Source organism: Mesorhizobium sp. M0292 (assembly GCF_040321695.1).
Lineage (GTDB): Bacteria > Pseudomonadota > Alphaproteobacteria > Rhizobiales > Rhizobiaceae > Mesorhizobium.
Window position 1 is genome coordinate 18,721 of the sequence record NZ_JAMYSB010000005.1, and the last position, 24,076, is coordinate 42,796.

Consider the following 24,076-nt stretch of genomic DNA (forward strand, 5'->3'; position numbering starts at 1 on the left):
AGTCTCCGTAGACCGCTACCGATACTTGGCTGTATATTCGTTTAGGTTTCTCTCTACCTTTCCGGGCCGCTGTAGTCCTTCGTTGACGAGTACCTTTAGACGCGCCTGGGCCGCAGGCCGTTGTACGGAAGTGATGAACGCATCCCACCCCGGCTGCATCTCAGAGTCCGGTGGCAGGCTAGCTTGGTTGATCAAGGTCTTAGCGTCAGCGATCGCCTGCCCGTCGAACGACGCAATTCGCGTCGCCAAGGCGTCGATAAAACTGTCCAATTGTGAATCGGGCAGCGCCCGATTCACATAACCGTAGCGCTCGGCTAATTCGCCATCAAAGCCCTCGGCACCGATCAACATCTCGATAGCGCGGCCGCGGCCGACCAGCCGAGGCAGCCGCGCCATAGGGCCGCCCCCAGGGACGAAGCCGGCGCCAACTTCAAACTGCGACACAACCGCTTTCTCTCGACTGGCAAACCGCATATCCGCGGCGAGCGCAAGCTCACTGCCTATACCACTCGCCCGCCCACGAATTGAAACGATCGTCGCAGCCTTCAGCCGACTGATGCGTACCATGACATCAGGCACGGGATGCATACCTGTTGGCCCCGGCTCCATGCCTGTGGAATCCTTGAGGGGACCTAACAGGTCGTAGTGGGCGATGAAATAACCAGGGACCGCGCTGTCAAACACTACTACCTTGACCCTCCCATCAGCTTCGATCTGCCCAACAATTTTTGCAAGCTCGCGGACCTCGGACGGGCCAATGATATTGAGTGGAGGATTATTGAAAGTGACTTCCCAGTAGGCCTCGCTCTTGCGTGTCAGGCGGATCTTTTCGGTCGTTTTGCTCAGTGTCGCTGCAAGCGGCGCGCTAGCAACACTGGGCAACGTTGTTTCCTGTCCGAAAACGTTCGGAGGCCCCTGCAGGAATGCGACAACGGCCAACAATACTGACTTTTTGACCTTGGAATACATCATAGCCAATTTACCTCGCTAAATGTCAAAATCCGCCACATACAACATGATCACATCGCGACACCAAGGGTTCAGTTAAGCCACTTCACGCGCACAACTCACCCGTCACTGCCTCTTATCAGCAACAGAAGCTCTACTGTCCCTTTTATATATAAAATCTACTTCAGACACCACAATAATGTACGAATGTCGGGGCTGAGACGATAGCACCATGGTATCGTCAATACCTTGGGATTGATGGAGCCTCCCACCGCGCGATGGCGTTTGAATCGGTACCCAGTCGCGGAGAAAAGCGACTACTCAGCGGTGGCGAGTCGGGCTGCCATGTTCACCAGCTCGGCCAGCGAGCGGGCCTGCATTTTTCGCATAGCCTGGCCACGATGTGCCTTGACTGTGATTTCGCTGATGCCAAGCTCAAAGCCGACCTGCTTGTTCAAGAGACCAGAGACGACCAGCGTCATAACCTCTTGCTCGCGACGGCTGAGCGATCCGTGGCGATGCCTGAGAGCTTGCAAATCGGCGTCCAGAGCGAGAGCGGTCTTGCTCCTTTGGAGTGCCAGCTTGATTGCACCCAATAGTTCCTCTTCGTCGAATGGTTTGGTTAGAAACTCGACAGCCCCGGCCTTCATCGCCTTGACTGTCATCGGTACGTCCCCGTAGCCGGTTATGAAGATGATGGGCATAGGGGTACGCTCGTTAGCCATCAGACTCTGCAGGTCGAGCCCACTCAGATCCGGTAGATTGACGTCCAAGATGAGGCAGCTCGAAACCAGGGCAACCTGGGGTCGATCGAGGAATTCTTTTGCTGAACCGAACGCCTCCGGCTGCCAACCTGACGAGCAGATTAGCAACTCTAATGATTCACGCACCGAAATGTCGTCGTCTACAATGAACACCACGGATGCTTCGTCCGACATCGCGACACTGCCTAGTTCAGCCGCTACACCCGTGTACATGGCAATTATCCTCCTAAGCCGGCATTAACAATCCATCACTTTCAAGGCTTACAAACCGCCAGATGGAGAGCCTCCTGAAGGGCCCTATCGCTGAACGGCTTAAACAAGCACTCGACCGCACCCTGTTCGATGAGACGAAGCCGCATGGCACTGGTCCGCTGCGCGGTAATGTAGACGATCGGAATCTCTTGCCCGCGACGCGCTAGTTCCTGTTGCAGTTCGGGGCCTGTCATGACGGGCATGGTGACATCGAGAACCAGGCACTTGGCTTCATGAATGCTGTCAGACGCCAGAAACTCCGTTGCCGAAGCGAATGTGTCCACCCTGAAGCCCAACTCCTTGAGCAAATCTGGTAAGGACTCGCGCACAGACGTGTCGTCGTCAACCACTGACACCAGTGCATCCGCAGGCTTCATCTCGCTCCCGCCGATCTTCGAACACCACCGACCGCGGACGCCGTACCAACACTCACATCCTGCAAAGACAATCGCTCCCTGGAGTATTCGGGCACGGAGAACGTGAACGTCACTCCCGGGCCATCATTTGCTGCTGCCCATAGACGCCCGCAGTGACTCTCGATGATGGAACGGCTAACGGACAATCCCATCCCCATGCCTTCATTCTTGGTGGTGTAGAAGGGTTCAAAGAGCCGCTCCGCACCATCTGGGCCGAAACCTGTGCCGGAATCCCGTACAGACAGGCGCACATGGTCATTTCCATCCGCCTCGGTCTTTACTATCAACTGCCTTGGGCGATCATCTACCCCGCTCATGGCGTCCACCGCGTTTCGCATCAGGTTCATGATCACCTGCTGAAGCTGGACACGGTCGCCCGCAACGAGCGGCAGACCCTCAGCCAATTGGGGCTGAAGAACCACGCGACTGCTCTGAACGTCGCCCGACGACAAAGCGATCACCTCCCTTGCCGCCTCGTTCAAATCCACCGACTGAAGGGTAGGTGCTCGCTTGCTGAAGAGGGCGCGTAATCGCGTTATCACATCTGCGGCTAGATTGCCGTCGCGGATGGTTCGGCGGGCGGTTTCGCGTGCGCCGTCAATGTTTGGAGGATCGGCCGCCAACATGCGCAGGCAGGTGCTGGCGTTCGTAATGATCCCCGATAAAGGTTGACTGACTTCATGGGCAATCGAGGCTGTTAATACTCCGAGGCTCGAAACCCTGGTTACATGTGCGAGTTCAGACCGGGCTCTGCCAAGTGCTTGTTCAGCCTGTCGCCGCCCCGTCACGTCCTGCACTGCGGTGAGGCATTCCATGCGATCATCCTGATGGCGAATGACCTTGCCAAACGTGCGTAGAAATTTGACCCTGCTATCCGGCATCCGCAGCCGGATCTCATAGCCGAGATAACTCTGCCCGGCTCGAACCCGAGTCATCTGGGCGGACAGCGACTGGAGGTCATCCGCGTGGATTCGCTCACGGAGCCGTTCAAGCGTCACGGGGGAGTTCGGATCGAGTTCGAAGATATGATAGAGTTCCTCGGAAAAGGCGATCTCGTCAGTGTCCAAGCGCCAGGAGAACGCGCCCGTGGAACTTAAGCGTTGTGCTTCCGAAAGCAACGTTTCGCTCCGCCTGAGCGCTGCCTCGATAAGGGAACGTTCGATTGCAATGCTGGCGATTTGTGTGGCGTGCGCGATGAGATCCTGATGGTGCGGCGAAGGGCTCGCAGGCTTCCGTTGGACGATGCAAAAGGTGGCAAGCACCCGCCCCTCTCTGGAACAAATCGGAGTGCTCCACACCGACCTATATCCGTGCTTCAGAACATGTAGCCGCACAGGCGACGTATACCAACGGGGATCAGATTCCATGTCCACTGCGACCACCTGCGTTTTTTGATAGGCCGCTATGCCACATGGCAACAGGTCGCCGTCGACGGGCATGCCGGCAATCGGCGCGCTGTAGTCGGGAGGCAAGGAAGGAGCCACGGCATATTCGAATGTCGAGCTGCTCCAATTTATCAGGTGGACGTCGCAGAAGCAGTCGGGGGCGGCGTCTTCGACAAAAACGCACAACGCGCTGAGAACATCCCGAAGCAAATTGCCCGACGCGATCATCTTCAGCAAATGCTTCTCGCTGGCGAGAAAAGCTTCCGCCCGTTTCCGACCCTCAATATCGTGACTGATACCGTACCATCGGATCACCCGACCCGCTTTGTCGTGGACCGGCACGCGACGGGCAATGTGCCAGCGATATGTCCCGTCACTCGCACGAACGCGGTACTCATGCTCGAACGTTTCTCCGGTCGCGACACATGCGCGCCATTTGCTCTCTTCGAGCTCGATGTCATCTGGGTGGATTGCGCCCCTACAGCCACCATTCGTCACATCCTCAGCACACAGTCCAGTGAACTCGCGCCCCCGCTTTTTAATAGAAATTCGCGAGCCGTCGGGGTAATAAGCCGCAACCAGCGCCGGTATCCCGTCGATCGTTCGTTGTAGCTCGCCCTCAGCTTCGAGGGCCTTGTCCTCAGCCTGCTTCAGATCATCGATGTCAATGTTCAACCCATACCATTTGACGATGTTGCCCGACTCATCCCGCAACGGGTTAGCGCGGATAAGAAACCATCGATAAGTTCCATCAAATCGGCGCAATCTGGCTTCGGTTTCTCCGGCTTCGCCCGACACTATGATTGTCTGCCATAGGGTGAGCAGCCCATCCTGGTCGTCAGTATGGACCACAGTCGTCCAGCCCCACCCCCTCGCCTGCTCGCCGGAGAGGCCGGTGTACTCTAGATAATGCTGGCTTAGAAACTCAGTGAGGCCGTCTGGGCGAGCTGACCATGCCATCGCAGGAATGGTATCGATGATGAGTTTGAAATCGTGCTGGCTTGTCACGAGGGATTCATCGCTTTTTGCACAGTGCTTCTTCTGTTCTGCCGCGCTCACGCCAAAAACCTCATCGCCGTTGAAGAAAGAACAGCCATGACCCACGTCGCCGAGTTCAGATCCAGCGAAGGGAGCGGATGCGGCAGTTTCTTCATGACCGTTGCCGCCTACCAGAACAGGCCTACGTCCTGACACACCATGCCCCCGGGACAACACTAACGTCTATTATGCGTAGGTGTCGGTTTTGGGACGAGATCGAATGCGCGATGGGAAAAAGGAGTGCAACGCTGCAAGACAATGATCTGCGATCGACGGTTCGTCCATGTCTCTAGTAACGCGACTTTATCGTCCTCCATTCCTGCACGCTCGCGCGCCAGGGATCGAAACCACCGTCAGGCCATCACCTTTTTGCTCCAACTCGGCTAATCCTGGATCGATCTAGACGGACGTGTGTAGCGGCGGTTGTCAAACGTCACTCGGCAATAGGCAGTGACGAGTGGGTGAGTCGAAGTGCAGCATTTTCGTTTTCGTATTCATCCAAACCTCCTGCGGTGACACAGTGAAAACGCAAGGATTTGGGGCGGCTCCGGGCGGTCGCGATGATATCGGCTAGACCTGGTCTGGGGTCAGGATTGGACACGGACTTTGTCATCCAATGGTATTGTCAATACTATCGTATAAATGGATTTTGCGGTTTTCCTGCTATTGTATACTACTTGCTGTTTGCGTTAGCGACTTGACATTTATCAGTCGCAATCAGTGGTGCTATTATGCGATCCGATATTGTTCCCGGCTCTATTTTTCCGAATTATGAACTCTCAGATCACACTGCCGCGCGGCGAACGCTTTCCGAGTTGCAGGGACGGGATCCGTTGGTCCTCGTTCTCGGTAGGGGCGGGTATTGTCCCAAGGACCGCCGGCAGGCTGAAGGGCTAGTCCAGCTTCATCGAGAAATGGACGTGGGTTATTGCCGGCTTGTCACCATTACGACGGACAATCTTCTGGAGACGAGCGAATATCGTACTGGCGTGGGCGCCCATTGGCCTTTTCTCTCGGACCCGCGGCGCGTTGTGCAGAAGGACCTCGACATCGCGGAGTACACGGATCCGACGCACAACCCCATGATCCCTCACGTTATCGTCATGGAGCCGGGTCTTGTCGTCTATAAGGTCTACAATGGGTATTGGTTTTTCGGGCGACCCACGGTGGAGGAACTGCGGCAGGACATGCGAGCGGTGACTATGAAATGCCGGCCGGACTGGGACATCAACAGGCCGGAACTCAGGGCTGCGTGGCAGACTGGTCGTAAGGAGCTTTTCTATCCTTACGGAAAGACGCGCGTTCAAACATTTCGCGAACAGGAATGAATTCGAAAATTTGTGGGTGCGCGCTGTCCGTGCTGGCAAGGTGACGAGCTTTAGTCGCCGTGTGGGGTTTTGGCCTGAGGATGTTAAGAAGATCTAGCATGGAAGACTTGAGATACGAGCGGCTCTGGATCCCCACTGGGGTGCGATCGCTCGCTGTTTTTCGAGCGCGGTCACGCCTATTTCTATCTCGCCTACCGCATCTCGACATGCTGAATGTCTCGAGCTAGATCCCTGAGATCGGACCGGGCATGCCGAGTCGAAAGCTCGAGCCGCTCGAAGGCACTGCGATCATGCGGCTCAATCGCGGTATCGAGCGGTTCAGCGACCTGGCATGAGGACCGGGAAGGCTCGCCCAGGCGTTGCCGATCAATCATTCGCTCGACGGGCTCGATCTTTATAGCGAACGGCCGCTATGGCTCGTACGCGATGACCCACGGATCCGGCGATATCGGGCAGAGCATCAGGAATAAGAGACCGCCCCCTCCTGCTTTGGCCGCCATACAACACTTCAGTGTCACGCGCCGACTAGGATCAGTCATCGCGAAGCTCACGAATGAAGCGCAGGACGATCCCCGCCATTCTCTGCGTCAACGGACTTCGGGAGGGGTGTGTGCGACGAGTAGAGCACGGTCCGAGGGCGACGCCCCCACCATCCTGAACTAGTAGCTAGTGGAGAACAGCGTTGAGCGCATCAAGCAGCGCAGTATCAGTGAACGGTTTTAAGAGACATTCAATTGTCCCGCTCTGACGCAGACGCTGACAGACCCGATCATCTCCATGTGCTGTAATAAAGACGATCGGAATCTGCCGACCTTGGAGAGCCAGCTGGCGTTGGAGCTCGATGCCGGACATACCAGGCATTGCGATGTCAAGGACCAAGCACTTGGCTTGATTGACCCGTTTGGAAGCCAGGAATTCCTCTGCCGAGGAGAATGCTTCGGCTTCATGGCCAAAGATACCGATTAGATCCGGCAGAGACTCGCGAACAGACTCATCGTCGTCAACAACTGCGATGTATGCCCGTGTTATCATCATGTATGTCCAGTACTTTCCGCCAAACTCGACGGGACATTCCTAGAGCTGTTGAATGATGTTTGCGCAATCAGAGAAGGAACTGAGAAGTTGAACGTAGCGCCAAGGCCGTCGTTACGCTCAGCCCAAACACGGCCCTGATGATTCTCGACTATAGTTTTGCTAACGGACAAACCGATGCCCATACCGTCGCTTTTGGTCGTATAGAACGGGCCGAAGAGCTTCTCGACCAGAGCAGGATCGAAACCGCCGCCGGCGTCCTTGACCGAAACCCTAACATGGCCCGTTCGTTCTAGCTCAGTCGAGACGAACAATTCTCTCGGCCGATCCATCACTTCATCCATTGCTTCAGCGCCGTTCAGTATGAAGTTGAGAATTACCTGCTGCAGCTGAACGCGGTCACCTATTACGTGTGGTAGATTTTGGGCAAAATTGACTCGAAGGCTCACATTGCGTTTGTGTAATTCGTTCGATGACAATGCAACTACCTCTTGTGCGGCGGCATTCAGGTCCACGACCTCAGAGGTGGTGATTCTTTTGGTGAAGAGGGCGCGTAGCCGAGAAATTACCTCCGATGCGCGCTGAGCATCTCTGATTGTTCTCTTTGCAGTTTCACGAGCTCCGTCGATGTTCGGCGGTTCGGCAGTCAGCATGCGCAGGGCCGTACCGGCATTCGTCATGATGCCGGCCAAAGGCTGATTTAGCTCGTGGGCAATCGATGCTGTAAGCTGACTCATGGTCATCACGCGCGTTATGTAAGCGAGCGCCGCCTGGGTCTCGCGTAGTTCGTCTTGCGCCTCTTTCCATTCATGCATGTCGACACATACGCCGTACCACTTGAGGATTCGCCCGTCTTCATCACGCAGCGGTAGGCCTGTGGTTAGACACCAGCGAAACGAACGGTCGGCAGCGTGAATGAGGCGCGCTTCCACCTGATAAGGCCTGCCGGTCACGACACTCGTGGACCACGCGCGCGCAGCTTGAGCGAGATCATCCGGATGAACGAGACTTTTCCAACCGTCGCCCGTGATTTTCCCGGCAGTGAATCCGGCATAGTCAAGCAAACGCGTGTTGCAGTAGTCGATCGCCCCGTCAGGTTTGGCGCTCCAGAGCATCTGAGGAATGGTCTCCGTGAGATGACGCAGATTCCATTCGCTGGCGCGCAACCTCTCCTCCGCACGCTTCAATTCCTCGATATCTATCGTAACTCCGAACCATTTGACGGCACCAGTCTCATCACGAAGCGGATTTGCCCGAAACAAAAACCAACGGTATTCCCCGTCGAAACGACGGAAGCGGGCTTGTACTTCACCAGCACGTCCCGAAACTAACAAGTCCTTCCAGACACCGGCGCTTGCCTGACGATCGTCCGGATGAACCACGGCTGACCAGGGCCAATCCTGCATCTGGTCTCGCCCAATTCCGAGATATTCAAGATAGCCACTGTTGAGAAAATCGGTGCTACCATCGGCGCCAGCCGACCAAACATAGACCGGAATCGTATCGATAATTTGTGCGAGGGTTCGCTCGCTTGCTGCAATAGCTGATTCGGCCTCCTTTCGATCATGGATATCGATACAACTACCATACCATCGCAGAATTTGACCGAAGTCGTCATGGAGCGGCAACGCATCGGTCAAAACCCAGCGATAACTGCGGTCGGCAGCATGGAACGTCCGCACTTCGACCTGATAGGGCGTCCCATTCTCAATGGAAGCAAGCCAGACTTTCCTGGCCCGCTCGACATCGTCCGCGTGCAGCATTTTGATCCAACCACCGCCGATGATTTCACCAACCGAGAACCCCGTGTAATCCAACAAGCGCGCATTGCAGTAGTCAATGGATCCATCGGGTGTAGCGCTCCACAGCATCTGAGGGATGGTTTCAGTTAACTGACGAAGATTCCACTCACCAGTACGCAGCGCCTCCTCGGCTTTTTTGCGATCTTCGATGTCGATGTTGACACCAAACCATTTGACGACTCCGCCGGCCTCGTCGTGCAGAGGATTTGTACGAAACAGAAACCAGCGGTACTCGCCGTCGAAGCGCTTGAGCCGAGCCTCCGCTTCGCCTGCCTGACGTGAAGCCAACATCGCATGCCAACTCGCAATCAATCCCTCGAGATCCTCCGGATGAACTGCGTTCACCCAACCGGCCCCAAGCGCCTCGTCGACCGTAAGCCCGACGTAGTCGAGGTAGTGCTGGTTGAAGAACTCGGCCGAGCCATCGATCCGGGCGGACCACGCTAGACCCGGAATCGTGTTTACGAACTGCGCAAGATTACGCTCGTTTGCAGCGATCGCTTGCTCTGCATGGGCAGAGCGTTTCTCTTCGTCGAGTTGCAAAGCCGCCTGCAAGCCGATCGTCGCCTGAGCGGCCGCGACACTCAGGAGAACTGTTTCGGTCTCGCGCGGGAAATCCTCCCGCCGCGAACCTGTCACCAGCAGCCCGAACTCTCCAAGCGCGCCTAGGCGCACAGGCAGGATCGTAAGAACACTGCCGCCAACCGTAAGTCGTTGCGCCCATTCTGTCGCCTCGGCGGTCGTCAAGGGCCCCAGCATCGCCCCGAAATCCTCCGATGTGGCCACGCTTCGCGCCCATTGTGACAGTCGCGTTACTTGCCGTCGCGTATTGTCGTTGGCATCCTTGAAGTGCAAATGGGCGAAGTCGAGGTCCAGCATGCCGAGAACCAAGTCGAGTAGTTGACCGGCCATCAGGGATGGCTCGCGGCCACCCCATGTGCTGGGCAGCGCCATAACGCTACCCAGGTCGCTGAGACAGCGCTGAAGTCGGTTATTCTCGGCGAGGAGAACGTCGATTTGCATCATCAGCTTGCAGTTCGTTGCGAGAGCGCTTTGTCGGCACGGCGTTGAAGCAGTCTTTGAAGAAACTCTTGCGTGGTGGGTACGAAAGAATTTTTCTCGAGGATACCGAACTGACTGATGCCTGGGTCCAAGCCGGTAGTTCTGCGAAACTTCAACTCGTCAATGCGCTGCACTGTGATCGATCCCGTCGCTACCCCATTGGTTAGCATTGTGACGATGGCGACGTCGACCCGCCATCTGAACTACTCGATCGCCGCGGTCGAAGCATTTTATTAATGACATAAAACGCGATATCCTTGGTCCTCACTATTGAAGGAATACATAACGGCACGCGCTCGATCCAGCTGAGCGCCCTCAACCAGCACAGGCTGACCTGACGTGGCCACTTAACTGCCCAGCGCAGGACTTTCGTGTAACGCTGCTCCCTCCCATTCCGAAAATCCATAGCACCTTGGTATCGGTCTGAGTCTTTCTCGCCGGTCGCTGGGCAAAGATTCGCTCGTAAAAGGATACAGAATATCGCGCGTGCACGCTCTTCTTCCGAGACTAGAAAATGGTTCAATCTTGGAAATCGTAATTCGAAAGTCAGGTCCCTTGGATCACTCTTCCTCACTTCTTCTGGGAGATGATTTCGTTCAGACGCAGCATTTCTGCTGGTACTAGCAAGCGCCCTCGGGGACTGGCTGCCTGCCACGGGAACCTTGCTGTACGCATTGCTCGGCATGCTCCCTGTCGACTTCGTCTACGTGCTTCTCAATGGTGGCAGCGGCGCATTTGCGCCGTGGCCACCCTCGCACAATCGCTCGGAGAGACCCTTCAGCCGGGCGAGGTTGGTACGTCGTTGTCGGGGCGCTCGGAGGCTTGTCTCGCAGTGGCCGGCTGCCGGACGTACGGCTCTGGCGACGCCGAGTGTCGCCCGTGACAATGCCAATCGGGCTACCGGGATGATATTGGGATTATCGTTGTCGGATCACAAAAACCGGGGTTTTCCGACGCACCGATCAGCTGCTGTCGCAGCAAGTAGGGCGGCGTCGGGCTCTCCATTGGCCGCTCGATCGATGAGCACCACAAAGGACAGATCTGGGAGAGCGCATACCGGCCCGGGAGCGAGCGTTCCGTTCGCCATCCCTTACATCTCGGAACAAATCGCGGGCCTGAAACCGTGCATACGGAAAACGCGGCGCCCAGTCCGATGACCAACCGTCCGCTCGTGACGATCATCGATGATGACGTCCTGAAGCAGAGCCGGCCGCTCCGCCTGCGGGGACGGCCGGACTCTGCGCTCACCACGCCCACTTGGGAGGCGTGCAGGTCTGCACTGGCGGGGATCAGGCGCTACGTATCGACCTGAACGCAGCCCGGAGCTCGTTGGCGAAAACCTGCGGCTGTTCCCAGGCCGCGAAATGGCCGCCTTTCGGGAGACGGTTGTAATAGATCAGCTTTGGATAAGCCTTCTCAGTCCAGCTGCGCGGCGCTGTGTAGATCTCGTCCGGGAATGCACTCACCGCAGTGGGGAGCGGCACACCTTTCGGCGCAAAGAAAGCTAGCTTGCTTTCCCAGTAGAGGCGCGCCGAAGAGACCGCAGTGTTGGTGAGCCAGTAGAGCGCGATGTTGTCAACGACGTCTTCCTTGGACAGACCCTCGGACTTTCCGTCGAAGACTCGGGCGATCAGGTCGTAGCTGCGTGCATCGTGGTCGAGCATCCAGGCCGCGAGCCCGATGGGTGAATCCGCCAGCGCGTACAGCGTCTGCGGTCGGTTTGCCATCTCTTGGGCGTAGGCCAACCCATGCTTCCAAAAGAAGTCGAGTTGATCCCAGGCATAACGTTCGTCGGTCGATAGACCGGAGGGCGCAGGGCCGCCCGCCGCGAGCGCACTCGAGACCTCATCCGGCAACGTGGCCGGCATGTTCGTATGAATGCCGATCAGACCCGGCGGACTCTGCAGCGCCATCTGCTCGGTGACGGCATTTCCCCAATCGCCGCCCTGCGCCACGTATCGCGTGTACCCTAACCGCGTCATCAGTTCGCCCCAGGCTCGCGCGATCCGGATTGGATCCCAGCCAGCTGCCGTCGGCTTCCCTGAGAAGCCGTGTCCCGGCAGCGAGGGGATGACAAGGTCAAAGGCGTCTGCAGCGCCGCCCCCATGGGCCGTCGGATCGGTCAAGGGACCGATGATCTTCAACTGCTCGATGATCGAGCCCGGCCATCCATGGGTGACGATGGCCGGTAGCGCGTTCGCATGCTTCGAGCGAATGTGGATGAAATGGATATCCAGCCCGTCGATCTCGGTAACGAACTGCGGCAAGCCGTTCAGGTACGCCTCGCATTTGCGCCAGTCGTATTCGGTCTGCCAATAATGCGCGAGCGCCTTCATCGTCGCGAGCCTAACACCTTGGGCGGTGTCATTCACCGTCTCGCGCTCAGGCCACCGCGTAGCTTTGAGGCGGTGCTTGAGGTCGACGAGATCAGCGTCCTCAACGTGGACGCGGAACGGGCGAATGGTCTCAGACCCGCCACTCTTCATTGCTCCCGCGACACCCGGCAAGGTAATCATCGCAATAGCCCCTGCGGCGGATGCCGCGAGAACTTCCCGGCGGGTGGACATTGAAGATAATGATGACATCTGTACCTCCTCATAACTTGACTAAAGCTGCTCGCCTCGAGACAGCACGAATCAATGAGGCCAGTAAGTACCGGTCACTTCTATTGAACGTTGGTATCGCCGATACCTTGGTATGCTCCAAGTGCATCTCGCGACAACGCCGAGGCTCCGCCACTCGAGCTCAGGGCTGTTGCGGAGGCGCTTGCGGCAGACAGCGCGAAGGATTGGGCATTTCATCGTCGGCACAAAGGTATCGGCGATACTTGGGTCCAATTGATTTAGCGGGGCAGCGCGGGTCTCATACCCGCGAATCGATAATGGCCAGCGACTTCGATTTTCCGAAATGGATTCGGAATGAGAAAACGAAATCAGAGCCGCGGCGCTGATTCGTCCTGCCGTCCGCATTGACTGAGGCGCAAGATGTCACCGACACAGCAACGCCAGAGAGCCGTTAGCCATGGACCGCCGGCCCAATGGCCGCCGTAAGATCCACAGTATGTTGGCCGGGGCGGATTGAAACAGGCGACCCTAGCTATCAGCTCCGCCCGCCTGGCCAAGGGCTGGAGGCAGGAATGTCGGAGGCGATCTCAAATGCATCGGGAAGGGAGAAGAAGATGGCTGAATATCATACCAAACCGAACGGACCGGATCTGGTCAACGGCATCGCTTTATCTGACCTTCCCGATGGCGGAAAGCTCGTCGGTCATTCTGGCGGTGAACAGGTGTTGTTGGTACGCCGCGGGACTGAAGTTTTCGCCATCGGGGCGACATGCACCCACTACGGCGGGCCACTCGTTGATGGTCTTTTGGTTGAGAGCACGGTTCGGTGCCCATGGCATCACGCGTGCTTCGATTTGCGCACGGGCGAAGCATTGCGCGCGCCTGCCTTAAAACCACTCGCTTGCTGGTCGGTGGAGCTGCGCGATGATCGGATATTCGTGAGAGAAAAGCGAAAACGGACGGAACCAAAGCAGCGCGTAGGAGGGTCCAGCCATCCTCCCGGGAAGATCGTCATTGTCGGCGGCGGCGCGGCAGGCTTCGCAGCAGCCGAAAAACTGCGGCGCGAAAACTATCAAGGCAGCATCGTCATGCTCAGCAACGACGACGCGCCGCCGGTTGATCGGCCTATTCTTTCCAAAGACTATTTGGCTGGCAATGCGCCGGAGGATTGGGTTCCGCTTCGCCGGGAAAGCTTCTACGCAAAGAACGATATCGATCTGCGTCTCAATGCGGACGTCGCCAGCATCGATGCACGTTCCCATGAGGTTGTACTCGCGGACGGGACCCGGACACCCTACGACAGGCTACTGCTTGCGACCGGAGCCGAGCCGGTTCGCTTGGACATACCCGGCGCCGACCAGCCACACGTTCACACGCTGCGCTCGTTCGCGGATTGCAAGGCCATCATCGAGCACGCCTCGACCGCGCGCCGCGCCATCGTGCTCGGCGCCAGTTTCATTGGACTGGAAGTGGCCGCGGCCCTGCGCTCGCGTGGTATCGAAATTCACGTCGTGGCGCCGGATAAACGTCCTATGGAGCGGGTTCTTGGTTCGCAAATGGGCGACTTCATCCGCGCCCTCCACGAGGAGAACGGTGTCGTATTCCATCTCGAGGACATCGCGAGCAGCATCGATGGCAAGAAGCTGACTCTCAGGAGCGGAAATATGCTTGAGGCGGATTTCGTTGTCGCCGGTATCGGGGTGCGACCGCGGGTTAGGCTGGCCGAAAAGGCTGGACTCAACATAGATCGCGGTGTCGCAGTCAATGCCCTTCTGGAGACGAGCGCGCCTGGGATCTTCGCGGCAGGCGACATTGCGCGGTGGCCCGATCCAAATAGTGGCGAAAAGATTCGTGTCGAGCATTGGGTGGTTGCAGAGAGACAAGGGCAAACTGCAGCACTCAATATGCTCGGCCACAGCGAGAAATTCGTCGCACTGCCGTTCTTTTGGAGCCAGCATTACAACATACCGATCAACTACGTTGGTCATGCCGAGCGATGGGACGAGATCAAGGTTGATGGAGACATTGGTGCAAAAGACTGCCTGCTGCGCTTCAAGCGCGCAGGGCTTACGCTGGCCGTTGCTTCGATCTTCCGTGACATCGAGAGCTTGGAAGCTGAGGTGGAAATGGAGCGGCAAACAAGTGTTGGTAAGTCGTAGGGCTTGGGGACGAGCCACAGCGCTCCCGGTGGCCAAAAAGATCAGAGATGAGGGGCCGAGCGTTGGCGGTACAAATCCATGAAGGACGGTAGTCTGTTGACTTACCCACGTAGTCCGACGGTGAAGCGTTTTTTCGCTGATCCGCACGCAAGGATTTCTTTGGAGGGCAGATAGCTCCGGTTCTGCATATCTCCTCAATACCGTCAGTCCCGAGCCGGCAGTTGCACATTTGAATGCAAGGCAGGTCACGTATTTCAATATTGAGACCAGCCACGGAAGGGCGATGGCGGTTCGAGTCCGATCTGATTCGCCCTATTCAAGCTGAACACACCTACACCAAGGTGTCGACGACACCTTAGTGCGATAGATTTGGCGACACTGAGCGGCTCTGGTGGCGGAGTAGTTAACAGAAAGGTTGAATCATGCGCAGTTTCGTCAATATCGGTGCGATAGTCGGGGCATTTAGTCTGGCCGGCGCCACCGTCGCCCTCGGCGACGAGCCAAAGCCCACAATCGTCCTGGTCCACGGCGCATTCGCGGAGTCTGCCAGCTGGAACGGCGTGATCGCGGATCTGATCCATGACGGATTCACTGTGATCGCGGCGGCCAACCCTTTGCGAAGCGTCTCTGGTGACGCGGCTTATGTCGCAAGCGTCATTGGTTCAGTAAAGGGACCGGTCGTTCTTGTCGGCCATTCTTACGCTGGGGCGGTGATCTCCGCCATGGCGGGCCAGTTATCTAATGTGCGGGCGCTCGTCTATGTTGCTGCCTTCGAGCCCGAGATTGGTGAGAGCAGCCTCGAACTAACTGGTAAATTTCCGGGAAGCACACTCGGGTCCACGCTTGCGCCTCCAGTCAATCTGCCGAACGGTGACCAGGACCTGTACATACAGCAAGACAAATTCCATGCCCAGTTCGCCGCAGACCTCCCCGAGGCGGACGCGCGGCTGATGAGTGCGGCGCAGCGTCCAGTGAATCAGGCCGCCCTGGCCGAACGGGCAGTTCGTGCGGCCTGGAAAACCATTCCGTCCTGGTCGATTTACGGCGGTTCAGACCGCAACATCCCGCCGGCCGCTATGGCTTTCATGGCTGAACGTGCCCATGCGCGGAAGACAGTGGTCGTCCCAGGCGCTTCCCATTTGGTTATGGTCTCCCACCCTCGGGAGGTGGCTGCTCTGATCGAGGATGCGGCGAACGCAAAATGATAATGCGTCACAAGCGCAGATCCAAGTCCGATGAACCTACATTGCAGCATTTGCAACACTGAATAGAGTCGCGACCCTGGTTGATATGGGAGCCGTCAATTCGTCCGGTGGACGCGGTCCTGACGCTTCTCCGTACCGTCATGAGTTCGCTTCGCAGTGCGATCCGATCGGCCAAGAACCAACCGATGCTCACGCTGGGCAACGAATGCCTTTCTCGTTGCCCCACGACGATCATGAAGCCCCTCAGGCCGGGTGTCTTGAGCGAAATATCGGCCCGAAGACGCCGGCTAAATGCATCTGCGTACCTTCGGCGATTAGACCCGAGACTCCGCCTCTTGACGCCCCATTCGCAGTACTTTAATACGTATTAATAGGTTGTTGTTACGTATAAGGGACGATTTTGATTGCGCACTGGTCGGGCCACACAGAAAGACGTTGCGCGGCTGGCGGGCGTATCGCAGGCGAGCGTGTCGATGGTGATGAGCGGTGGCGGGTCTCCGGCGATTTCGTCGGAGACCTGGGAGCGGATCACCAAGGCGGCGGCGGACCTTGGCTATACGCCGAACCGGTTCGCGCAGGCGCTCAAGACCAACCGCACCATGACCATCGCCTGCGTCGTGCCCGACATCACCAACCCTTTCTATCCGGCGCTGATGCGCGGCATCCAGTCGGTGGCCGAAAACCTCAGCTATGACGTGATCGCGGTCAGCACCGACGGCTCGGCCGAGCGCGAGCGGCATTTTCTCGACTGGTCCCGTCAGGGGCGGGTCGACGGTGTGATCGGCGTGTTCTTCACCTTGCGCGCCGGCGACTTCAAACCGCTGCTCGATGCCGGCGTGCCGGTGGTGCGTATCGAGTCCAGCAAGAAGCGCGGCGGCGACATCGCCATCGACGACATTTTTGTCGACAGCTACGCCGCCGCCTTCTCGGTAACGCAGTTTCTCATCGGCCGCGGCCACAGGCGCATCGCCATGGTCGCCGGCCGCGGTGGCCCCCAGGGCGTGCGGGTCGAAGGCTATCGCACCGCGCTGACCGAGGCCGGCGGCACGCCCTACATCCTCGTCGACGAGGAATTCAGCGAGACCGGCGGCGCCCGTGCCGCCGAGGCGGTGCTGGCCAGCGGCTATGCGCCGACGGCGATCTTTGCCGCCAACGATTTGATGGCCATCGGCGTCATGCAGGCGCTGCGCGATCGCGGCATCGCCATTCCCGGCGACATTGCGGTTGCCGGCTTCGACGACATTTCGGCGGCGCGGCTGGTCACACCATCGCTGACCACGGTCGCGCAATTCCAGGGCGACATGGGGGAAAAGGCTGCACAGATCCTGATGGAGCGCCTGCGCGGCGCCTCACCGGGCGCGGGGACCGCGCTCGAAATGCCCTACAGCCTGATCGAACGCGGTTCGACCTGACTGCCATAAGAAACGATATCGGAGGAGAACATCATGCAACGCCGTACATTGGTCAAGACCGGCCTCGGGCTTGTCGCCCTGCCGCTGCTGCCGCGCCTTTCCTTTGCCGACGACAAGAAGCCGGTCGGCTTCTGGTACGAATCCGCTTCACCGGAAAACCAGGACAACCTCAAGACCATTCTGATCGACCCGTTCAATGCGGCGCATCCGGAGGATGATCTGTCGATCGACTTCCGCGGCTCCGACCTCGACAAGCAATTGCGCATCGCCATGCTGTCGGGCAATGGCCCGGACGTCGTCTTCACCGCCGGCCCGAGCTATGTCGCGTCGATGGCGCAGGCCGGGCAGTTGCTGCCGCTCGACGACTACGCGGCAAAGCTCGGCTGGAACGACCGGCTGCTGCCGCTGTTCACGGAACTCGGCAAGTACGAGGGCAAGCTCTATGCGCTGGCCAAGACCTACGAGACGCTCGGTCTGTTCTACAACAAGACACTGTTCGACAAGAGCAGCTGGAAGGCGCCGACCACCATCGCCGAGCTCGAGGCGCTGGCCGACGAGATGAAGGCCAAGGGCCTGGTGCCGTTCGGCGCCGGCAATGCCGACTGGCGGCCGGCCAACGAGCACCATGTCTCGATCGTGCTCAATTCGGTGGCTGGTCCCGACAATGTCTACAAGGCGCTGACGGGCGCCATTCCATGGACCGATCCGTCCATCCAGGCGGCCATCGATAAGCTCGATGAGTGGTGGCAGAAGGGCTATTTCGGCCCCAACTATTTCTCGCTGACGCTGGAGCAGGCCTTTGCCCAGGTGGCAACCGGCCAGGCCGGCATGGCGCCGAGCGGAACCTGGAGCTTTACCAACGTCCCGACCTATTTCCCGCCCAACAATGCCGAACCGGCTTTCGTCGGTTTCCCGAGCACGAGCGGCCCGCCGGTCTATGCGCTCGGCATCGGCTCGACGCTCTCGGTCAACGCGAAATCCGAAAATCCGGACGGCGCGGCGGCGGTGCTCGACTATATCTTCAGCGACACATTCTACGGCGCCATGAACTCGGCCTGGCAGGGCGAGTGGAACCTGCCTTTGAAGGATCTGTCAGGGGTAAAACTCTCCGACAAGGTGCTGCCGCTCTACACCGAGTCGATGAAGAACCTGTCGACCGCCGTCGGCGCCGGCCAATATGGCTACACGACATGGACCTTCCTGCCGCCCGCCACCGACACCTATCTGGTCAGCGGCATGGAGGAAGTCTGGCTGAAGAAGATCTCGTCGAAGGACTACCTCAAGAAGCTCGACGAAACGTTTCAGCAGGAAAAGACGGCCGGCAAGGTGCCGGCGGCACCGAAGCGGGCTTGAGGCACCGCAAAACCCAACCGAACCAGCGACGGAGCGGCGCCTGACCGGCGCTAAATCAATAGAGCATGATGTCGTCCGAAAACCGCTTCACACTTTTCGGCATCATGCTCCAAAACCCAGGGCAATTGTCCATGCACCGGCTCTATCTCGTCCCGACGCTGATCATCAATTTCGTCATCGTGCTGGTTCCGGCACTGCTGACGGTTGTCCTGGCATTCTGCAACTGGGACGGTATTTCGACGACGACTTTCTCCGGGCTGGACAATTTCCGGGCGCTGCTCGCCGATGGCGTGTTCTGGTCGGCGCTGACCAACAACATCATCTGGACCGGCATCTTCCTCGTGGTGCCGATCGCCATGGGGCTGCTGGCGGCGTCGATGCTCTTGATCGTGCGGCGCGGCAGCAATTTCTTCCAGGTCGTCTACTTCCTGCCGGTCGTCATCGCCACGGTCATCACCGCGCGCGTCTGGCAAGGCATGATCTACAGCCCGGTCACCGGCGTGTTCGGCATGCTGCAGCGCATGGGCCTGCCGGTCGCCAATCCGCTGGCGCAGCCATCGACCGCGCTGTTCGGCGTGGCGACCGTCGACCTATGGCACTGGTGGGGCTTTCTGTGCGTCATCTTCTTCGCCGCCCTTCGGCAGGTGCCTCAGGAGCAGATCGAAGCGGCGCGCATCGAGGGCGCCAGCTACGGCCAAATGATGCGCTATGTGCTTTTGCCGGGGATCCGGCCGACCATCATGCTGATGCTGATCATGACGGTGATCTGGAGCTTTCTCGCCTTCGACTTCGTCTACATCCTGACCCAGGGCGGCCCGGCGTTTTCAAGCGAGGTGCTGTCGACGCTCGCCTATCGCCACGCTTTCTACGACCTCAATGTCGGCCAGGCAGCGGCGGCGGCCCTGGTGATCAGCCTGTTCGGCCTCGTAGGCACCTTCTTCTATGTCCGGCTGCAGACGCAGGAGGGCGAGCAATGAGAATGGTCGAAAGCCGGACGACGCTCACCATCTCCTACATCGTGCTGGGCATCGGCGCCTTCATCGCGCTGTTTCCGATCGCGCTTCTGGTGCTCAACGCGCTGAAGCCGGCGGCGCAGATCGTGCAGAACCCGCTGTCACTGCCCAACCCGATCCGCTGGGAGAATTTCACCAACGCCTGGGCGCACGCCAAGTTCTCGAAAACCTTCATCAATTCGCTGCTGTTGTCGGGCACCACGATCATTCTCGTCTGCACGACATGCTCGCTGTCGGCCTATGTGCTGGCGCGCAAGAAAGTCGCCTCGTGGAAGATCTGGACGTTCTACCTGCTGGCGACCACCACGGCGCCGATCCAGCTCTACATTTTCCCGCTCTATTTCGGCTTCGCCAAGCTCGGCCTGGTCAACAATGTCTTCGGCGTCGCGTTGATCTACACCGCGCTCTACAGCCCGTTCGCGGTGATGCTGCTGAGGACCTATTTCATCGCCGTGCCGAAGGAGCTCGAGGAAGCCGCGCTGATCGACGGCGCCACCCATTGGCAGGTGTTTTCCAAGGTCATGCTGCCGATCGTGTCACCCGGGATTCTGACAGTCGCGCTGATCATCGGGCTCAATTCCTGGAACGAATTCCTGATCGCGACGACCTTCCTGCAGAAGGCCGACAAGGTCACTGCCGTCATCGGCTTCTACCTGCTCAGCGGGCAATACAGTTCCGACTGGGGTGAGATCATGGCCGCCGCGCTGATCATCGTGGTGCCGGTGGTGGTGCTGTTTGTCGCCATGCAGAAGCGGTTCATCGAAGGCATGGCGGGCGGCTCGGTCAAGGGCTGAAACCCGGGCTGAAATATTTCGAGTATCTGGAGCAGAACATGCAGTTACCCAATGACTATCTGGAACGGGTCTATGCCGGCGTGCTTGGTAAGCTGGTGGGGGTTTATCTCGGCCGGCCGTTCGAGGGCTGGACTTACCAGAAGATCATGAAAGAGCTCGGGCCGATCGACTATTACGTGCATGAGCGGCTGAACCAGCCGCTGGTGGTGACGGATGACGATGTCGCCGGCACCTTCACCTTCATCCGCGCGCTTGAGGATTACGGCATTTCGCCGGATTTGCCGGCCGAGGCCATCGGCAAGGCGTGGCTGAACTACATCGTCGAGGAACGCTCGATCCTGTGGTGGGGCGGCTCGGGCAATTCGACCGAGCATACCGCCTGGCTCAACCTCAAGAAGGGGATTCCTGCCCCACATTCCGGGTCGATCGCGACCAATGGTGCGACCGTGGCCGAGCAGATCGGCGCGCAGATCTTCATCGATGGCTGGGCGATGGTGGCGCCGGGGCAGCCGCTTCTGGCGGCAAAACTTGCCGAACAGGCCGGCAAGGTCTCGCATGACGGTGAATCCGTCTATGCGGCGATGCTGTGGGCAGCGATGGAGGCGGAAGCCTTCGTGTCCAGCGACATCGACCATCTCATCGACACCGGCCTGTCGGTGATCCCGCGCGACAGCCTGATCGCCAAGCTCATCGCCGATATCAGAGGCTGGGTGAAACAGCATCCCGACTGGCACGACACGCGTCAGAAGATCGAGGACAAATACGGCTACGACAAATATCCCGGCAATTGCCATGTCGTGCCTAACCACGCGCTGATGGTGATGGCTGTACTTTATGCGCCTGACGATTTCCAGAAGGCGCAGATGATCGTCAACACGTCCGGCTGGGACACCGACTGCAACGCCGGCAATGTCGGCTGCCTGCTCGCGCTGATGCTGGGCCTCGATGGCGTCGAGGCAGGTCCGGACTGGCGCGGGCCGATCGCCGACCGGCTGCTGATCTCGTCGGCCGATGGCGGCAATTCGATCAACGACGCGGTGCGGACGGCATACTACATCGCCAATCTCGGCATGACGCTTGCCGGCGGCAATCCGCTCGATGCGCCCAAGGGCGGCGCGCAGTTCCATTTCTCGCTGTCCGGCAGCCAGCAAGGGTTCCGCCCGGTTGAAGGCCATGGCGCAGCGATCGGCGTTCGCGTCGGCAATGTCGAATTCGAGAACGCGCGTGCACTGACCATAAACTATGGGGCGCTGGCGCCAGGGCTGAGCGCCGCGGTGACGACGCCGACCTTCTCGCCGCGCGAGGTGCTGTCGATGCGCACCTACGATCTGATGGCGACGCCGCTAGTCTATCCCGGGCAAGTGGTCAAGGCGCGCGTCGTCGCCGATCGCCACAACCAGGGCGCGGTGTCGGTGCGGCTGCGCATCCGTGCCTATGATGGCGAGGATCGTCTGCGCGATTTCGATGGCGATGCGGTCATCTTGAAGGCGGGCGAAGACCGTGTCCTGTCATGGCGCCTGCCGGATCTGGACGGCCAGCCGATCGCCGAGATCGGCATCGTACTCACCAGCGGGGGCAAGCGTGCGGATGGCCGTGTGCTGCTTGACTATCTCCGCTGGGACGGGGCGCCGGAACTCACGCTGCACCGTCCCGCCGGCGAATGCGATTTCTGGCGCATGGCCTGGGTGAATGGCGTCAGCTTCTTTTCCAAACGCTATCCTCCGAGCTTCCGCATTTCGCAAAGCCGCGACGAAGGCATCGTGATTCACGGGACGCGGCAATGGACCGACTATACAGTCTTCGGCGACATCGTCATTCACCTCGGCAATTATGGTGGCGTCTGCGCGCGCGTTCAGGGCCTGCGGCGTTACTACGCCGTGCGCGCCACTCGCGACGGAAAGCTGCAAATCGTGCGCACACGGGACGCCGACACCGCCGTTCTGGCGGAGACGGCATACGATCTCGTTTTCGAAAAGGCGATCCCGGTGACGCTGACCGTAAAGGGCAGCCACATCAAAGCGCTGTTCGATGGTGTGGCGATCGAGGCGGTCGACACCAGCGCCGAGGCATTGCCCGATGGCGGCATCGGACTGCTCATCGCCGAAGGTGCGCTCTCCACCGACGAACTACATGTGAGCGGCGCCTGAACGTGCTGCACCTACGATCATAGGGAAGATCTGAATGGCTTCAGTCGAAATCAACAACGTGCTGAAATCCTACGCCGGGCACGCCGTGCTGCACGGCGTCTCGGTCAAGATCCCGGACGGTCAGTTCGTCGTACTGGTCGGACCCTCGGGCTGCGGCAAGTCCACGCTGCTGCGCATGATCGCCGGACTGGAGGATATTTCGGGCGGCACGATCAGCATCGGCGACAAGGTCGTCAACGACCTGCCGCCAAAGAAGCGCGACATCTCCATGGTGTTCCAGAACTATGCGCTCTACCCGCATATGACGGTCGCCGAGAACATGGCGTTCTCGATGACGCTGGCCAAAGCGCCGAAGGCGGAAAAAAACGAGCGGGTGGCCAAGGCGGCGGAAATCCTTGGCCTGACCCAGCTGCTCGATCGCTATCCGCGCCAGCTGTCAGGCGGCCAGCGCCAGCGCGTCGCCATGGGCCGCTCCATCGTGCGCAACCCGCAGGTGTTCCTGTTCGACGAGCCGCTATCGAACCTGGATGCCAAATTGCGCGTGGCCATGCGCGCCGAGATCAAGGCGCTGCATCAACGCCTGCGCACCACCACGGTCTACGTCACGCACGACCAGGTCGAAGCTATGACCATGGCCGACCAGATCGTCGTGTTGAATGACGGGAGGGTGGAGCAGATCGGCAGCCCGCTCGAGCTTTACGATCATCCGGCCAATCTGTTCGTCGCGACCTTCATCGGCTCGCCGTCGATGAACATCATAGATGGCGTCGTGACGCGAAACAACGGCGCGCCGGCGGTGCGAACCAACGACGGCACGCTTTTGCCGGTCGCGCCGGGCTTCAGCGCGGCGGAGGGGAAGCAGGTGCGTTACGGCTTAAGGCCCGAACATCTCAGGATCCCTCTCTCGGGCAAGGGTATTGCCGCATCGATTGACGTGGTCGAGCCAACAGGCTCCGAAACACAGGTTCATTTGAGGATCGCCGGTACGCCGGCGGTCGCCGTGTTTCGTGAGAGAATCAGTGCCCGCCCCGGCGAGATTCTCTTTGTAGAGCCTGACATCGCCAAGGTGAGCCTGTTCGACGCCGAGACCAGTCAAGCTTTGCATCGACGATAACGGGGTCTCGCCTGGCCGGATGCATTGTCTCGAATCGAAAGAGCGTGTCGCGATTGATCGGCCTCACATCACGCAGTTTTGTAGACGTCTGCATTTCTGCTGGCTCGACATGTGCCAGATATACGGCGAGCCTCTCAGAGTGTCGAAAATTCTGGGCGTCTTCCTTCAAAGCCGCGCCTTGAGTTTCGAGTTAGCCATTTCGCCATGTGCCGCTTTGGCCAGTTGTGTGGCGCCGTCCTTCCTGTCGAAGCCTCATCGTCAAGCGACAGCTCGAGAGCGAGTTGCTCG

General features: G+C 58.9%; 16 protein-coding genes. 9 read left to right on the forward strand and 7 right to left on the reverse strand.

Annotated features, from left to right (window positions below; all coding sequences use genetic code 11):
- Window positions 1–15 precede the first annotated feature (15 nt).
- The 4 genes from NKI96_RS09010 to NKI96_RS09025 all read right to left on the reverse strand — a co-directional run bounded on the left by NKI96_RS09010 (window position 16) and on the right by NKI96_RS09025 (window position 4,959).
- Window positions 16–972, reverse strand: coding sequence for an enoyl-CoA hydratase/isomerase family protein (locus tag NKI96_RS09010; protein ID WP_023744391.1), 957 nt, complete (start codon window positions 970–972; stop codon window positions 16–18).
- 293 nt (window positions 973–1,265) lie between these two features.
- The gene (locus NKI96_RS09015) at window positions 1,266–1,925 is read right to left on the reverse strand and encodes a response regulator transcription factor (protein ID WP_023734874.1); all 660 of its coding nucleotides are present in this window, start codon (window positions 1,923–1,925) and stop codon (window positions 1,266–1,268) included.
- Window positions 1,926–1,966: 41 nt separating this feature from the next.
- Complete coding sequence (locus tag NKI96_RS09020; protein ID WP_023734875.1) at window positions 1,967–2,341, reverse strand: response regulator; 375 nt, start codon at window positions 2,339–2,341, stop codon at window positions 1,967–1,969.
- Entirely contained in the window at window positions 2,338–4,959 is a 2,622-nt protein-coding gene (locus NKI96_RS09025) for a PAS domain-containing protein (protein WP_155923331.1), read from the reverse strand. The genes NKI96_RS09020 and NKI96_RS09025 overlap by 4 nt, the downstream gene beginning before the upstream one ends.
- A gap of 575 nt (window positions 4,960–5,534) precedes the next feature.
- Here NKI96_RS09025 and NKI96_RS09030 point away from each other — a divergent pair.
- Complete coding sequence (locus NKI96_RS09030) at window positions 5,535–6,131, forward strand: redoxin domain-containing protein (protein WP_023734878.1); 597 nt, start codon at window positions 5,535–5,537, stop codon at window positions 6,129–6,131.
- 666 nt (window positions 6,132–6,797) lie between these two features.
- On the opposite strand, the gene NKI96_RS09035 is transcribed toward NKI96_RS09030, so the two are convergent.
- The 3 genes from NKI96_RS09035 to NKI96_RS09045 form a co-directional block, all read right to left on the reverse strand.
- Complete coding sequence (locus NKI96_RS09035; protein ID WP_031199892.1) at window positions 6,798–7,166, reverse strand: response regulator transcription factor; 369 nt, start codon at window positions 7,164–7,166, stop codon at window positions 6,798–6,800.
- Entirely contained in the window at window positions 7,163–9,991 is a 2,829-nt protein-coding gene (locus tag NKI96_RS09040) for a PAS domain-containing protein (RefSeq protein ID WP_050592352.1), read from the reverse strand. Before NKI96_RS09040 ends, NKI96_RS09035 begins: the two co-directional genes overlap by 4 nt.
- Before the next feature lie 1,325 nt (window positions 9,992–11,316).
- Complete coding sequence (locus tag NKI96_RS09045; protein WP_023734883.1) at window positions 11,317–12,612, reverse strand: epoxide hydrolase family protein; 1,296 nt, start codon at window positions 12,610–12,612, stop codon at window positions 11,317–11,319.
- Between the two features lie 593 nt (window positions 12,613–13,205).
- Between NKI96_RS09045 and NKI96_RS09050 the strand changes: the two genes are divergently transcribed.
- The 8 genes from NKI96_RS09050 to NKI96_RS09085 all read left to right on the forward strand — a co-directional run bounded on the left by NKI96_RS09050 (window position 13,206) and on the right by NKI96_RS09085 (window position 23,788).
- Window positions 13,206–14,750, forward strand: coding sequence for an FAD-dependent oxidoreductase (locus NKI96_RS09050; protein ID WP_023734884.1), 1,545 nt, complete (start codon window positions 13,206–13,208; stop codon window positions 14,748–14,750).
- 422 nt (window positions 14,751–15,172) lie between these two features.
- The gene (locus NKI96_RS09055; RefSeq protein ID WP_023734885.1) at window positions 15,173–15,955 is read left to right on the forward strand and encodes an alpha/beta fold hydrolase; all 783 of its coding nucleotides are present in this window, start codon (window positions 15,173–15,175) and stop codon (window positions 15,953–15,955) included.
- 404 nt (window positions 15,956–16,359) lie between these two features.
- On the forward strand, window positions 16,360–17,367 hold the full coding sequence (locus NKI96_RS09060) for a LacI family DNA-binding transcriptional regulator (RefSeq protein ID WP_352803824.1): 1,008 nt from the start codon (window positions 16,360–16,362) through the stop codon (window positions 17,365–17,367).
- 33 nt (window positions 17,368–17,400) lie between these two features.
- On the forward strand, window positions 17,401–18,720 hold the full coding sequence (locus NKI96_RS09065) for an ABC transporter substrate-binding protein (protein ID WP_023734887.1): 1,320 nt from the start codon (window positions 17,401–17,403) through the stop codon (window positions 18,718–18,720).
- Between the two features lie 131 nt (window positions 18,721–18,851).
- A complete protein-coding gene (locus NKI96_RS09070; protein ID WP_023744387.1) occupies window positions 18,852–19,697 on the forward strand; it encodes a carbohydrate ABC transporter permease in 846 nt (281 codons plus the stop codon).
- On the forward strand, window positions 19,694–20,527 hold the full coding sequence (locus tag NKI96_RS09075; RefSeq protein ID WP_023744386.1) for a carbohydrate ABC transporter permease: 834 nt from the start codon (window positions 19,694–19,696) through the stop codon (window positions 20,525–20,527). The genes NKI96_RS09070 and NKI96_RS09075 overlap by 4 nt, the downstream gene beginning before the upstream one ends.
- A gap of 38 nt (window positions 20,528–20,565) precedes the next feature.
- Window positions 20,566–22,674 (forward strand): ADP-ribosylglycohydrolase family protein, encoded by a 2,109-nt coding sequence (locus tag NKI96_RS09080; RefSeq protein ID WP_023734890.1) that lies wholly within the window; start codon window positions 20,566–20,568, stop codon window positions 22,672–22,674.
- A 34-nt stretch (window positions 22,675–22,708) separates the two neighbouring features.
- On the forward strand, window positions 22,709–23,788 hold the full coding sequence (locus tag NKI96_RS09085; protein WP_023734891.1) for an ABC transporter ATP-binding protein: 1,080 nt from the start codon (window positions 22,709–22,711) through the stop codon (window positions 23,786–23,788).
- Window positions 23,789–24,076 lie beyond the last annotated feature (288 nt).